20 protein-coding genes and 1 pseudogene are annotated in these 13,643 nt (G+C 38.3%); 11 read left to right on the top strand and 10 right to left on the bottom strand.

The features are described from left to right. Nucleotides 1–388 precede the first annotated feature (388 nt). Genes MKP09_RS25235 through MKP09_RS02540 form a run of 11 tightly spaced genes read left to right on the top strand, consistent with a single transcriptional unit; the run spans nucleotide 389 to nucleotide 4,875 of the window. A complete protein-coding gene (locus tag MKP09_RS25235; protein WP_262915078.1) occupies nucleotides 389–838 on the top strand; it encodes a ferrochelatase in 450 nt (149 codons plus the stop codon). Next, on the top strand, nucleotides 813–1,445 hold the full coding sequence (locus MKP09_RS25230; RefSeq protein ID WP_262915077.1) for a ferrochelatase: 633 nt from the start codon (nucleotides 813–815) through the stop codon (nucleotides 1,443–1,445). Before MKP09_RS25235 ends, MKP09_RS25230 begins: the two co-directional genes overlap by 26 nt. A 3-nt stretch (nucleotides 1,446–1,448) precedes the next feature. Beyond that, nucleotides 1,449–1,685 carry a DUF4160 domain-containing protein gene (locus tag MKP09_RS27815; protein WP_394801000.1) on the top strand — a complete coding sequence of 79 codons (237 nt, stop codon included), beginning with the start codon at nucleotides 1,449–1,451 and terminating at the stop codon, nucleotides 1,683–1,685. Then, nucleotides 1,663–1,899 (top strand): DUF2442 domain-containing protein, encoded by a 237-nt coding sequence (locus MKP09_RS02575; protein WP_240826298.1) that lies wholly within the window; start codon nucleotides 1,663–1,665, stop codon nucleotides 1,897–1,899. Before MKP09_RS27815 ends, MKP09_RS02575 begins: the two co-directional genes overlap by 23 nt. A gap of 54 nt (nucleotides 1,900–1,953) precedes the next feature. Then, nucleotides 1,954–2,145 carry a hypothetical protein gene (locus MKP09_RS02570; protein WP_240826297.1) on the top strand — a complete coding sequence of 64 codons (192 nt, stop codon included), beginning with the start codon at nucleotides 1,954–1,956 and terminating at the stop codon, nucleotides 2,143–2,145. Nucleotides 2,146–2,156: 11 nt separating this feature from the next. Further along, complete coding sequence (locus MKP09_RS02565; protein ID WP_240826296.1) at nucleotides 2,157–2,420, top strand: OsmC family protein; 264 nt, start codon at nucleotides 2,157–2,159, stop codon at nucleotides 2,418–2,420. Between the two features lie 30 nt (nucleotides 2,421–2,450). Beyond that, entirely contained in the window at nucleotides 2,451–2,747 is a 297-nt protein-coding gene (locus MKP09_RS02560) for a nucleotidyltransferase family protein (protein ID WP_240826295.1), read from the top strand. Beyond that, nucleotides 2,740–3,075, top strand: a complete 336-nt coding sequence (locus MKP09_RS02555; RefSeq protein WP_240826294.1) for a HepT-like ribonuclease domain-containing protein — start codon at nucleotides 2,740–2,742, stop codon at nucleotides 3,073–3,075. The genes MKP09_RS02560 and MKP09_RS02555 overlap by 8 nt, the downstream gene beginning before the upstream one ends. 19 nt (nucleotides 3,076–3,094) lie before the next feature. After that, nucleotides 3,095–3,646, top strand: a complete 552-nt coding sequence (locus tag MKP09_RS02550) for a CopD family protein (RefSeq protein WP_240826293.1) — start codon at nucleotides 3,095–3,097, stop codon at nucleotides 3,644–3,646. Between the two features lie 9 nt (nucleotides 3,647–3,655). Continuing rightward, on the top strand, nucleotides 3,656–3,835 hold the full coding sequence (locus MKP09_RS02545) for a hypothetical protein (protein ID WP_240826292.1): 180 nt from the start codon (nucleotides 3,656–3,658) through the stop codon (nucleotides 3,833–3,835). After that, nucleotides 3,832–4,875 (top strand): purple acid phosphatase family protein, encoded by a 1,044-nt coding sequence (locus MKP09_RS02540; protein ID WP_240826291.1) that lies wholly within the window; start codon nucleotides 3,832–3,834, stop codon nucleotides 4,873–4,875. Before MKP09_RS02545 ends, MKP09_RS02540 begins: the two co-directional genes overlap by 4 nt. 160 nt (nucleotides 4,876–5,035) lie before the next feature. Here MKP09_RS02540 and MKP09_RS02535 read toward each other — a convergent pair. The 10 genes and pseudogenes from MKP09_RS02535 to atpE all read right to left on the bottom strand — a co-directional run bounded on the left by MKP09_RS02535 (nucleotide 5,036) and on the right by atpE (nucleotide 13,629). Beyond that, a pseudogene (locus MKP09_RS02535) lies at nucleotides 5,036–6,564 on the bottom strand (RagB/SusD family nutrient uptake outer membrane protein). 145 nt (nucleotides 6,565–6,709) lie between these two features. Beyond that, nucleotides 6,710–8,929, bottom strand: a complete 2,220-nt coding sequence (locus tag MKP09_RS02530) for a SusC/RagA family TonB-linked outer membrane protein (RefSeq protein ID WP_240826290.1) — start codon at nucleotides 8,927–8,929, stop codon at nucleotides 6,710–6,712. Continuing rightward, entirely contained in the window at nucleotides 8,914–9,645 is a 732-nt protein-coding gene (locus MKP09_RS02525; protein WP_317235231.1) for a TonB-dependent receptor plug domain-containing protein, read from the bottom strand. The genes MKP09_RS02530 and MKP09_RS02525 overlap by 16 nt, the downstream gene beginning before the upstream one ends. Further along, entirely contained in the window at nucleotides 9,642–9,986 is a 345-nt protein-coding gene (locus MKP09_RS02520) for an STN domain-containing protein (protein WP_240826288.1), read from the bottom strand. Before MKP09_RS02520 ends, MKP09_RS02525 begins: the two co-directional genes overlap by 4 nt. Before the next feature lie 134 nt (nucleotides 9,987–10,120). Beyond that, nucleotides 10,121–10,996, bottom strand: a complete 876-nt coding sequence (locus MKP09_RS02515; RefSeq protein ID WP_240826287.1) for a FecR family protein — start codon at nucleotides 10,994–10,996, stop codon at nucleotides 10,121–10,123. Nucleotides 10,997–11,326: 330 nt separating this feature from the next. Then, on the bottom strand, nucleotides 11,327–11,674 hold the full coding sequence (locus MKP09_RS02510) for an RNA polymerase sigma factor (protein ID WP_240829125.1): 348 nt from the start codon (nucleotides 11,672–11,674) through the stop codon (nucleotides 11,327–11,329). Between the two features lie 26 nt (nucleotides 11,675–11,700). After that, nucleotides 11,701–11,859: an RNA polymerase sigma factor gene (locus tag MKP09_RS02505; protein ID WP_240826286.1), complete on the bottom strand. Its 159-nt coding sequence runs from the start codon at nucleotides 11,857–11,859 to the stop codon at nucleotides 11,701–11,703. A 107-nt stretch (nucleotides 11,860–11,966) separates the two neighbouring features. Further along, nucleotides 11,967–12,530, bottom strand: a complete 564-nt coding sequence (atpH, locus tag MKP09_RS02500; protein ID WP_240826285.1) for an ATP synthase F1 subunit delta — start codon at nucleotides 12,528–12,530, stop codon at nucleotides 11,967–11,969. A 79-nt stretch (nucleotides 12,531–12,609) separates the two neighbouring features. Then, nucleotides 12,610–13,104: a F0F1 ATP synthase subunit B gene (gene atpF, locus MKP09_RS02495; RefSeq protein WP_240826284.1), complete on the bottom strand. Its 495-nt coding sequence runs from the start codon at nucleotides 13,102–13,104 to the stop codon at nucleotides 12,610–12,612. A gap of 273 nt (nucleotides 13,105–13,377) precedes the next feature. Next, nucleotides 13,378–13,629, bottom strand: a complete 252-nt coding sequence (atpE, locus tag MKP09_RS02490) for an ATP synthase F0 subunit C (RefSeq protein WP_114792401.1) — start codon at nucleotides 13,627–13,629, stop codon at nucleotides 13,378–13,380. Nucleotides 13,630–13,643: the final 14 nt, after the last annotated feature.

Genomic DNA, 13,643 nt, shown 5'->3' with positions numbered 1-13,643 from the left:
CGTTTCCTAACGTCATTTTTTTGTCATGTACTATAAAAAAACATCCGGATAAATGTTTTTTGTCATCGATCAATTTTATTATTCCAGAGTTTCCTTTTACTACCTTTGCAAAAATTTTTTAATGATTATTCGTAGTTTAGGAGCTTAGTAAATTATCACGCTAAGTTCGCAAAGAATACTTTCATGTTCTTCGCAAACAAAGAACGCAAAGTTTGCCTCTGGCAAAGGCTAAGCCCAATGCCTGTTCCCTAATACGGATCATTGAACTTTTAATCGGCTTGGAATAAACGCTGCGAATCTGATGAGTTATAATCGGAACGATAAACCGAGCGTGGCAAGGAAGATGATAGTAGCACAAAAGCTGGTAACATAATTATAACTATCGTTGATGAATAAAAAAGGAATTATACTGATGAATTTGGGATCGCCTGATTCGACCAGCCGATCGGATGTAAAAGAATATTTGGATGAATTTTTAATGGATGAAAGAGTGATTGACAAGCCTTATTGGCTACGTTTGTTATTAGTAAAAGGAATCATCACACCTTTCAGAGCTGCAAAATCTGCAGAAGCTTATAAAACTATTTGGTGGGAAGAAGGATCGCCGCTGGTGGTACTTACAGAAAGACTTCAAAAAGCGTTACAACAAAAAACAGATATACCGATAGAAGTTTCGATGCGCTATCGTAAACCGCGCCCCAAAACAGCTTTCGATAATTTGCTGGCAAAAATTCCGGATCTGGAAGAAGTGATTTTAGTGCCGCTTTATCCGCATTACGCTATGAGTAGTTGGGAAACTGCTAGTAGCACACATGAAAGAAATTCACAAACAACATAATTATAAATTTATATTAAAAACAGTTCCTCCTTTTTATAAACACCCTGCGTATATTAATGCATTGGCCGAAAGCATGAAGCCTTATTTACAAGACGAATTTGATCAGTTATTATTTAGTTATCATGGTATACCGGAAAGGCATGTACTAAAAACAGATCCTACCAAAAGCCATTGTATGCAAGTGGATAACTGTTGCTTTAAATCGAGTGCATCGCATCCTACCTGTTATCGACATCAGGTTACCATAACAAGTGAATTGGTTACAAAAAAATTAGGATTAAAAAAGAATCAATGGGCTCAGGCTTATCAAAGCCGTCTTGGGCGTGATCCCTGGTTATTACCGAGCACACAGGAACGTTTGCCTAATTTACCCAAGGAAGGCGTAAAAACAATTAAAGTAGTTTGTCCATCTTTTGTAAGTGATTGTCTCGAAACATTGGAAGAGATTGAAGAAAGAGGAAAGGAAGATTTTATGGCGAATGGTGGTATAAAATATGAATATATACCTTGTATGAATACACAGGAAGTTTGGGTGAACGCATTAATGCAATTGATTGGGGAAGCAGAGGAAGCTCCTTTTGAAAAAATTTCAATGCCCAAATTATGAGTCATGCCTACGATTTTACACAAAAACGGATATCGCTTTTTCTTTTATACAAATGACCATCCGCCACTGCATATTCACATAGAACGAGAGAATAAAACGGCTAAGTTTAATTTGGTGCCAATCGAACTAATTCTCTCAAAAAGATTCAATGCAAGAGAACTGTCGGAAATTCGTAAATTAGTAGCGCAGCATTCAGAACTTTTCAAACAAAAATGGAATGAATATTTTAACAATAACTAAATCGCACAACGCAACAAATGTTTTGTTCGATGCGGATAAAATGACTGTTTTATTGGAAGATGGGCGCGAATTATCTGTACCTCTTGAATGGTTTCCATCCTTAAGAAATGCGACTACCGAACAGTTAAATAATTGGCGATTCATAGGTAATGGGGAAGGAATTCACTGGCCCGATATTGATGAAGATATTTTGATTGAACATCTTTTAGATTAAAGACCTGACATCACTTGAAAGCCGCGACTGCGGCTTTTTTTAACTACTTTAATAATGTGCAAGGAACATCATTATCAACTTACGATTAACTGGCAAAGTGAATCTGGCACTCAAAGTTATAACTCATATACACGAGACCACACTATTGATATTGCAAGCAAGGCCACTATTGAAGCGAGTTCCGATAGCAATTTTAGAGGAAATGCAACCAAGCATAATCCTGAAGAACTTTTTTGGCATCGATAGCCAGTTGCCACATGCTTTGGTATTTACATTTTTGTGCTGTTAATGGTGTTGTAGTAACAAATTATAAAGATGAAGCTTCAGGCATAATGGAAGAAAGCAGCAATGGTAGCGGACGCTTTATTTCTGTTACATTAAAGCCTATTGTAACTATAACAGAAGAAGCAATGCTTCCTAAAGCAGAGGAGCTACATAAAGAAGCTAATAAATTTTGTTTTATCGCCAATTCCCTGAACTTTGTAGTGGAGCATCAGGCGGAAATTATAATTGGTGAATAATGTATTTTCTTTCGTCTTACAATTCTTAATATGACAAACAAAGAAAACATAATTGCTGCGTTACAATTGCATAAAGCAGAATTATTGAAATTTGGAGTGCAAAACATCGGACTGTTTGGGTCGTACCTGAGAAACGAGCAGTCTCAAGGCAGTGATATTGATTTGTTAATTGACTTTAAACCAGGTGAAGAGAATTTTGACAATTACATGGCAGCTTACGATTTATTTGAAAATATTTTCAAAAATGAAAAAGTTGAAATTGTAACCAAAAACGGATTGAGTAAACATATCGGACCTAAAATCTTAAATGAAGTCATGTATGTTTAAAGAGCCAGTTGAATATTTGAAACATATTTCTGACGAATGCGCTTATCTGTTATCTGTTCAGGAGGGTTTGTCTAAAGATGATTTTTTAAACGATGAAACATTAAAACGAGCTGTTGTAAGAAGTTTAGAAATTATCGGCGAAGCCACAAAGAAAATTCCTGCTGATTTTAAAGTTAAATGGAGTTCTATTCGGTGGAAAAATATGGCAGGAATGCGGGATCGGTTGATTCATGATTATATTGGGGTAAACTATACCATTGTGTGGGATGTTTTTAAAAATAAAATTCCTGAGCTATCTAATCAGATACAGGAAGTATTAGAAAATTAAATAACTGCCCATTCACCTCATGTCTTACTTATACTTTAAAGCCATTCATATCATCTTCGTCGTTACCTGGTTTGCGGGATTGTTTTATATGCCGCGCCTGCTGATTTACAATGTAGAAGCGAATGATAAAGAAGAAAGCGTAAAACATACACTACAAAGCCAGTTTAACATTATGATGAAAAGGCTTTGGTATGGTATTACCTGGCCATCGGCTATTCTTACTTTAATATTTGGTTTAACAGTTTTATTAAAAGGGAATTGGGTCACTATTCTTTTTGAAAAAGAAGGACTTTGGCTATTACTCAAATTAGTATTGGTGCTCTTTCTTTACGCTTATCATTTGTTCACACATCGTATTTTCAAACAACAGCTTAAGGGAAAGTTTACATTAAATTCACAGCAATTAAGAATGTGGAATGAAGTAGCTACTTTATTTTTGATCAGTATTGTGATGTTGGTAGTGGTAAAACAAGGGATTAGCTTGTTGTGGGGATTGGTGGGAACGGCTTTACTGGTTATTATATTGATGCTTGCAATCAAAATTTATAAAAGCCTTCGAAATAAAAACTAAACTTCTATTATGTCAATTAAACGTCGCGATTTTTTGGGCAATGTGTCCAAAGCTGGCCTGTTGGGTGCATTAGGGATTGGTAACGGTATTAAACTGATTGATAATGTAAACGATGTTGCTGCCCGCCCGGAAGAGGGACACATCTTTTTATCTCAACTTACTTGCAAGCCCCTTCAGCAAACAGCATGAATATTTTTTGGATCACTAATAAGCTTTGCTATAGTTGGGTTGAATATGGCGAAGGTGATAAGCTCGATCAAAAAGCGCATGAAGTTGCCGACGGTTTAGTTAATGCATATAATCGTGTAAACAATGTTCGTTTAGCCGATCTAAAGCCCGACACTAAATATAGTTATCGTGTTGTATCAAAAGAGATATTAGAATTTCTGCCTTATAAACTTACTTATGGACAGACGATCACCAGCGACGTGAAAACGTTTAAAACTTTAGATCCAAGCGCAAAGGAGGTTAGCTGGCTGGTGATGAATGATATTCACGATCGTCCGAATTCGTTTGCACAATTAATGAAACTAAACGGAACCGATCCTTATGATTATGTGTTTTTAAATGGTGATATGTTCGATTACCAAACGGATGAAAAGCAAATTATAGATCATTTGGTACAACCATGTACTGATGTTTTTGCCAGCAATACACCATTTCTTTTCGTTCGGGGCAATCATGAAACAAGAGGAAAGTATAGTCGTGACCTGGCCGACTATTTTACTTCGCCATCGGGGAAATATTTTTATACTTATCAATGGGGACCCGTCTATAACATTGTTTTAGATACCGGAGAAGACAAGCCGGATGACGCACCTGCCTATGCGGGTATTGTTGATTTTGACTCATACCGAAAAGAACAAGCTGCGTGGTTTGAAAAGGAAGCGCAAACAACGGCTTTCAAAAAAGCTCCTTTTCGCGTGGTGATGATGCATATTCCGCATTTCTACTCGGGTGACTGGCATGGAACGATGCACTGTCGTGAACTGTTTGCACCGTTATTTGATAAATACAAAGTTGATATTGTATTATGTGGCCACACACATAAATATGGTGTATTTGCCCCCGAAAAAGGGAAACACAACTATCCTATTATCATTGGCGGCGGGCCGCAGGAAGGCAGGAGAACCATCATGAAAGTGAAAGCCAATCAGCAAGAACTAAACCTGAAGATGATCAAAGATGACGGAACTGAAGTGGGAAGTTATTTAGTGAAGAGAAGATAAAAAGGATGACAGCATCATTGAACTTCTATACGATACTGATTTTTTTATTACAGATATCCATGGATATAATTCATTTTCGTATAATAAAGGCATTCGCTTTAATACAAAAAAACCTGTACTTATTTGTACAGGTTTTTAAAGTAAAATATATCAGGAGTTGCTAATTGTACCCATCGTTTTGTCCAAGCTCTGCCTCCACGTTTGCATCAATATCTCCTTGAGGAATTGGGAATAATTTATGAAAATCCATCATGGTTGGCCCCGAAATAGGATTATGCAGTTTGGTACGTTCTACCAACTTACCAGTTCTGGCCAAAGTTATTCTTCTCCAATCTTCCCCAATCAGCTCCCGAGCGCTTTCGTCTAATATATAATCTATTGTAACATCGGCGGCGGTTATTAATGATGATGCGCCCGCTCTCTTAATTTATTAATATCATCGGCAGCTAAGCCCGGCTGACCTTTGCCCAAATAAGCTTCGGCTCTTAATAGATAAACGCCTGCTACTCTAAACATATACCAGTCGTTGTAAATATTACCACCCGCATCATAGCCTTGTGGATGAGGCCCACCAGCGTGCGTAAATTTTTTAAAATAAGGAAAATGATTTCTGTCCAAATCAGATGATTTGGGTATAATTTTTTCACCAAAATTGGCTGATTCCGGATTGTTAATGTAAAAACTACGTTGAACGTTATATTCCGAGTTTCTCATATCATTATTAAAATCATCCCACATTTCCTGCTCCACCCAAGGTGTAATGCGAATGAAAGTAACCGGCCTCCCTAAATATTCATCTTTCAAAATAGCTGCTTTATTATCGGGTGTTTTTAACCTTTCCAAAAACGGCCCCCATGCACGCTCCACCATATTGGTAACAACATCACCTCCCGAAACGCCAAACTGAAACTGAAGTGCCCAGATATTTTCTTTGTTACCAGATTTTCTGTCCTGATTGCCCATTCTGAATAAATCCCAATACACATCGCCTCCTGTATCAGATGTTCTTGATCCAAACCGGGTGCGCATTAAGTCGTATTGAGGATCATTTAAAATACTGCTGGCTGCGGTAATGGCTTTATCCCACTGCTCGGTTGCAATATAGCTTTCTGCTAAAAGATAGTTGGCCGCTGCTTGAGAAAGGCGGGCACCCGTTTCATTTTCTTTTGGCAAATTGGCTGCAGCAAATTCTAAATCTTCAATTACAAACTGAAGCACTTCTGCCTTTGGCGATCTTACATAATCAAATTTAGGCTCTGTTATTTCTTCTTTCAAAAGCGGTACATCGCCCCAAAACCAAAGCAAGGCTCTGTAAGCAAAGGCTCTGAAAAACCGTGCCTCTGCCAAAATTCCGTTTTTCTCAGCATCAGATGCCCAAATGGCCTCGGGCTGTTCGGCTCTTGTAATAATTACATTGGCATCTTTAACTATGGAGTAAAACCTCGTCCAAAATCCAGCCACATTGTTGTCAGATGAATTGAGCGTGGAATAATCAGTAATATAACTTTTCTTATCTATATGATAACCTATATCAGCACCCTGACCGAAAAAAACTTCCCAGGATTTTTCATCAAGTGTACTTTGCGATGAGCGAATAGCATCGGGGTAAGAACTATTAGATTTAGCGATTAACGCCCTTACCTTAGCGTAAAGACCCGTTACGCCCGCATCAAAGCCAGCTTTATTCACATAAGTGTTTTCGGGTACTAGAAAAGATCTGGGGGTTTCCGTTAAGAGATTTTTTTACAGGCCCCTAATCCCATCAGCAGAAAGGCTAAAGGAGCTATTAATAATATATTTTTTAATACTTTCATTTCTATATTTTTTCAGGTATTTAGAATTTAAAATCAAGACCAACAGTGTAGGTTCTCAGCATCGGGAAATGACCAATGGTTGTTCCTTTATAGCCATCACCTTCGGGTTCGGGGTCGTAACCGCTCCATTTGGTCCAGGTATAAAGATTGGTACCGCTGGCAAAAATGCGTAAACCTTTTATTTTATACTTATCGAGCAATTGCTGGTTAAGACTGTAAGACAGCGTCACATCCTGCAATCTGATAAAGCTTCGGTCTTCCAAATAAGCATGTCCGCGGGGTGCGGTATAATTAATTCTGGCTGCGGTGTTGGATGGGTTGTCGGGTGTCCAATAATCCATTTGGGTAAAGCTGAACCGTTCCGTCCAAGAAGCGAAATTATTATTCGGGTTATGCATTGCAATATTATTTCCCAGATAATACCCGTTGCCACCTTGTATAGAATTAATTCTGGCAAAAAGCGCCCAATTTTTATAGCTGAAAGTATTGGTAATGCTAAAGCGATAATTAGGGGTGCTATAGCCCAAAATATGCCGGTCGTTAGCTGATAGCTCGCCGTCGCCATCATAATCCACAATCCGGAAATCGCCTGGAGCATAGCCCGCTGGTATATTTTCTTCGCCGGTTTGATGAATTCCGTTGATACCATAGCCGTATATCACTCCCAACGGTTCTCCAATAAACCAGCTGCTGGCAATATTATCATCTTCCTTTCCATCTCCATCGTTATCGGCACCCACTAATTTGGTAATCTTGTTTCTGTTTAATGCAAATGTTCCTGCCATATTCCAAACAATATTTCCGCTTCTTACAATGTCGCCATTAAGTGCAATTTCTATTCCTTTATTTGCAGTTTGTCCAATGTTGGTTAACACGTCTGCATAGCCGGTAAAGTTTTGTAAATCGCGTTTTAGCAAAAGGTCGGTTGTTTGAGAAGAATACAGGTCAATATTACCGCTTAATCTGTTTTTAAAAATGCTGAAATCTATCCCTAAGTTATAACTGCTGGTTTTTTCCCAACCCAAACTGTTATTAGCAATTCCGGTTACTTCAGCGCCCACTTGGGAAGTGCCGCCATCTCCAAAAATATATTGTTTGGCATTGGATATTTTTGCGAGTGTTGAATATCTGTCAATAGCCTGATTACCATTTTGTCCGTAAGAAAGCCTGATTTTTAAATTATCCATCCAGGTTATATCTTTCATAAAAGCTTCTTCCGAAACAGTCCAGGCTATACCTCCTGATAAAAACGTTGCGTATTTGTTACCTTCTGCAAAAGCCGAATAACCATCTCTTCTTACAGTACCGGTAATGCTATACCTGTTATCGTAGCCATAATTGATTCTTCCCATTACAGCCGTTTGGTTTTGATCTGCATAACCCGAAGAGTTTTTCTGAACCTCACCTAATTCTAACGCATAAAAACCGGTTGCCTGATTAAAAAAGTTGTTAGCAGTAGCTAGTGTATTTGAAGCTTTATAAAACTCGCGGCTTACCAAGCCTGTCAAGCTTAAGTCGTGAACACCATTAAAGGTTTTGTTATAACTTACTATATTATCAAATAACCAGCTCAAAAACTGCTCATTCTTTTTGGATGCAAAACCATTTTGAACGGGGTCTAAATAGCTGTTTTCAAAATTATTCTGATCGTTCTGGCGGTGATTAATAGAATAATTAGAAGTTAATTTTAACCCTTTTACAAACGGCACATCAATAATGGTAGAGACAGCGCCCCAAAGGCTGGTTCTGATATCCTCATCAATAATATCTTTTTGCAAATATGGATTTCTGAAATACGGATCCTCCATTGGGTAATACGCATACTTGCCACTACTTGCCCCATCTTCGTAAATATTACTATATGGGCTTAACCCATGTAGTTGATTTAACTTGCCATAAGGCTGACCCGAATAATCCATACTTGTAAAAGTAGATTTTACATTGATGGCTAACCAATTGGTAATTTTGTTAGATACATTTAACCTTACTGAAATCCGCTTAAAATCATCATAGTCCACAATGCCCTTTTGCGTTAAATATCCGCCCGATAAAAAGTAATTGGTTTTATTGGCTTGGCCCGAAATGCTTGCATTATAATCGGAAAACAACGCTGGTTTTATTAATTCTTTAAACCAATCAACCGTTTTGCCAGCTTTATAATTATTTGCTTCAATAAGGCTTAAATAATCTGTAATTTTTGCGGGATCTGCTTCGTCTCCCTGCGCTATTCTGTAATCCAATATTTTTTTATGTACTGATCGGGTGTTAAAGTAGGAATCAGCTTTACAGGGTTGGATGTACCATAATTGGCTGATACATTAAATACGGGTTTTCCTGAAGCTCCTTTTTTGGATGTTATGATGATTACCCCGTTTGCCGATCTGGAACCATAAACCGCAGCTGCACTTGCATCTTTTAATACATCAATTGTTTGAACATCGTTGGGATTAATTTCGTTCAAACTACCATTAAAAATAATACCATCTAATATAATTAGTGGCGAATTTCCGGCAGTAATCGAATTCTGTCCTCTAATACTCAATGAAGGGTTTTCTCCCGGCCTATCGGTGCTACCAATATTTAGCCCCGGCGCTGCGCCTCTTAAGGCTCCCAGCACATTGGTATTGGGTACATCCTGCGTAGCTGTCATGTCCACACTGGCAACAGCACCGGTTAAATCACGTTTCTTTTGCGTGCCATAACCCACTACCACTACTTCATCCAGCTTATTTTCTCCTGCCAATAAATTAACGTCAATATTTGTGCTGCCGTTTACCTTTACTGTTAGTGGAACATAACCAACAGCCGATATTTCCAGCTCGGCATTTTCGTCAACCGTTATTACAAAGCGTCCTTCATCATCGCTAATAACACCTTTGCTTTGTCCTTTTACGGTAACGCTTGCACCACGTATCGGATTGCCTTGGTCGTCTTTAACCGAGCCTGTAACTTTTATAGGGTCGGGCGGTTGTATTTTTTAAACCTGTCTTCTTTCACTACAACCGTTTTGTCTAAAATGCTATAAGCAAGTGGCTGATTGGAGAAAATCAAGTCAAGCATGTCTTTTAAAGGCATCCTTTTTGCCGAAACAGTTATTTTTTTGCTTTTGGCCAGCAAGGCATCATTGTACAAAAAGTTATAGCCAGTTTGTTTTCTGATTTCTACAAATACTTTTTCGAGGCTTACATTTTTCTTAGAAAATGTAACCGTTTGCCCGCTTGCTCCTGCAAAAGCAGGCAATGTGGCCGCAAGAAAAAGACAATAGATAATTTCATATACAGCAGTAATTTGGCGCATCCCGGCTTTGCCGGTAAGGCGCAGTTTTTCCTTCGTAAATTCATATTTTTGTGATGTGTTTGGTTAATAAAATTTTTACCTATTTTTATTTTACTGAACTTTTGGCGGGTCGTGCTCCAACACGCCCGCTTTTTTTATTTTTGATTTTTAACAATAATCGTTCTCCCTTCAATTTTAAAATCGAGACCGCTGCTCAATGCTAACATTTCCACAACACGCAAGGCATTTGTATTTCTGTCAATCGTTCCAGATAAAGTAATGTCAGAAACTTTTCCTTCATAGCGTATATTCACATCGTACCAGCGTGCCACTTCCTGCATAATATCTCTGATATCCGTTTGCCTGAAGTCAAATATTGCATTTTTCCAGGCCACAGCAGCGGCGGTATCTGATTTTGTAACGTCCAATCCGGCTTTTATAACGGCGGCTTGTCCGGGTTTTATCAATGCAGAATCATTACTAGACTTTACCGTAATCAGGCCTTCTAACAAAGTCACTTTTGTTTCTTTTCCAAATGAATTGATATTAAAACGCGTACCCAACACTTTAACTTCCGTTGATCCGCTATAAACAACAAAAGGGCTGTTGGCATCGTGCGTTACTTCCAAGTAGGCTTCTCCGTTTATCTGAATCCGTCGTTGCTTCTTGTCAAAAACAGCCGGATATGTAACCGAGCTTTCTGCACTTAGCCAAAGACGGCTTCCGTCTGGTAGTATAAACTCAATAGGTTGGCTGCCTCGTGGGTTGAAAATAGTATGTAGCGTGCCGCTCTTTTCTTTAACCAAAGCGTGGGGCAACGTCACCACATTTTTAGTTGTGTGCAATTCTTGTGTGTCGCCGTTTTCTAAAAACAGCACCGCTCTTGAAGATTGCGGCGGAGCAATATCGGTTAATATAGCTATATTTTTTGGCGAAACATCGTCACTATTAAACCGATATATGTAAAACAACATGCCTGTAGCCAGCACAAGAGAGGCTGCCACCAGCCAGCGCTTAATAGCAATGGGCAAACATGTTCTTTTGAAAGTTGGCTTCTGAATTGTTTTATGAATGGAATTGTACAGTATTTCGGACTGCTCTTTTGTAAGCAATATTTCAAAAGATTTTTTATCCCAATATTCCTCAATTAATTTTTTTATTGCCGCAGCATTTTCCTCTTTGCGGTAATAAGCAAACAGCTCTTCTTTGTCGGAAGTAGTTGCTTTTTTGCAGCAAACAATTGAAGCAGTTCTATAACTCGTTTTTTACTCATATTAGCAGTTACAGAAATCGTTTTAAATCGCCGTAGCAGATATAGGACAATTGAAAAGCAAAAAAGGGCTAGTCTGGAAAAAATTATTTTATAAAAATAAAATGAGCAGGAACAGCTCCATGTTTCTTTGGCAGTAAGAAAGCACAGAAGCACTTGCGGCTTTTAAATGGTTTTTTACCGTATGAATACTTAAGCCCATGGCTTCGGCAATTTCGGCCGGCCTAAAACCATCAAATTTGTTGAGCAGATACACTCTTTTTTGTTGTTCGGGTAGTTTATAAACGGCCCGAAAAATTAAAGCCGATTGCTCTTTTTGTTCCACATATTTACTTATAGAAGGCGACTCAACCGGATGGGTGTTTTGTTTTTGATAAGCAGTAGCTCTGGCCGCTTTTGCTATAATATTATAAGCATGATTGCGAATCAACACTTTTATCCAGGCTTCAAAGTTTTTAATTGTTTTTAATTGGTCTCTTTTTTCCCAAATTTTAAAAAAACATCCTGGGTAATGTCTTGAGCAATAGCATCAGATTGGGTGAAGTAATAACCGATAGAATATATTCTTTGATGATAGTGATCATATAACTGACGAAAAGCCCACTCATTTCCATCTGCTATCAACCGTAGTATTTCTATCGTATCTTTCATATCTCTTTCATCACGTTAGCAATAAAAAAGCCCGTAGTACTTTGACTCCGGGCTTTAAATGTTATATAAAGATATAAAAGCTATCTCACTTTATAAATAAAATCATTGTTTTTAAACTGCTTGGCTACTTCGCGCAAATCGTAAGCAATACTTGCATCGATCATTTTATCGCCCATTTCCAAAACAAAACCTCCAATAATATCAGGGTTTACTGTTTCCTCTAATTCTACATTTTCAATATCGGCAGCTTTTTTAACCTGTGCAATAATTCCATCTTTTACAGCATCGCTTACAGGCACCGCCGTGGTTAATTTAACAGTACTTATGTTTTTATGCTGCTTATAAAGCTTTACAAATTCATTCAGCATTTCTGGTAAATGAGATTCGCGCACTTTCGAAATCAGCAACCTGATAAAACCGTTTGTAATTTCGCTAATGCTATCTTTTGTAATGGCATCAACAATCTTTTGCTTTTTATCTGCTTTAATAATTGGGCTACGCAGCAAACTCACAAAATCGCTGCTTTGCTGGCACACTTCTTTTAACCACTGCACATCAGTAAACACACGGTCTAACTGCCCTTTTTCGATGGCAATGTCCAGTAAAGCTTTTGCGTATCTGTATGCTAAACGAGGATTAAGCATTTGAAATTTTGAATTTTGAATATAAAATTTTGAATTTTAAATGGCGTTGTCCTACTTGCCATTCACTATTCCCTACTTGCTAATTAAGCTTAATGCTATCAACTAAGCCGTTAATATGGGCTTCTTGTTTATTAGCGCTGCTCAACTCCTGTTTTAAAACTTTTTCACTTACTTCAATAACCAGCTTACCAACTTCGTTTTTAACTTCTGTTAAAGCAGCCATTTTTTGAGCGTTGATTGCCTGTTGTGCATCAGCAATAATTTTAGATGCTTCGGTTTTTGCCAGCTCTTTTGCCTCGTTGATCATTTTGTCTTTTGTTTCGCGTGCATCTTTTATCAGCGCAGCTCTTTCTTCACGGGCTTTAGCTAATAAAGCTTCGTTCTCGCTTTGCAAAGCTGCCATCTCTGCTTTTACCTTTTCAGCAGTAGCGATAGCACCAGCAATATTTTGTTCGCGCTCGTTCAAAGATTTCAAAATCGGCTTCCAGGCAAATTTTTTCAGTATTAAAAATACTACCACAAAGGCAACAAGCGCCCATACAAAGTAGCCAAGATCGGGAGTGAGTAATTGCATTGTTTTATGTTAAGTTGAAAAGTTGATAAGGATGAGAAGCTATATATCCTTGTTAACTAAAAGTTGATTTATATTCTACAGATCAAGTGTGCGATCCCTCGACAAGCTCAGGATAAACTGCCGCGATTCTGATGATTTTTAATCGGGACGATAAACCGAGCGTGGCAATACCGATGCCACATGTTCTTCAGCCGGGACAATAAAAATAAAAGAACTAAAAAAACTGCACCCGCCGCCCTTTGCTTAAGGTGCAATAATTTTTTGGTGAAGCTATTACTTCAATACTGCCAATAAACCTGCGATTACCGCAAACAGGGCAACACCCTCGATAAAGGCTGCAGTTAAGATCATAGCACCACGAATGTCGTTAGCTGCTTCTGGCTGGCGAGCGATACCTTCGGTAGCGCCTTTACCGATTTGGCCAATACCCAAACCAGCACCAATTGCTGCTAAACCAGCGCCAATAGCACCACCTACGTGAGACCAGCTACCAGTTACTTCCAACAAAGTGTTCAATAAATCCATGATTGTGATTTTAT

The sequence above is a fragment of the Paraniabella ginsengisoli genome (assembly GCF_022513635.1).
In the GTDB taxonomy this organism is placed as follows: domain Bacteria; phylum Bacteroidota; class Bacteroidia; order Chitinophagales; family Chitinophagaceae; genus Niabella; species Niabella ginsengisoli.
The sequence above is the reverse complement of the archived record's forward strand: the minus strand, read 5'-3'. Positions and strand labels throughout refer to the sequence as shown.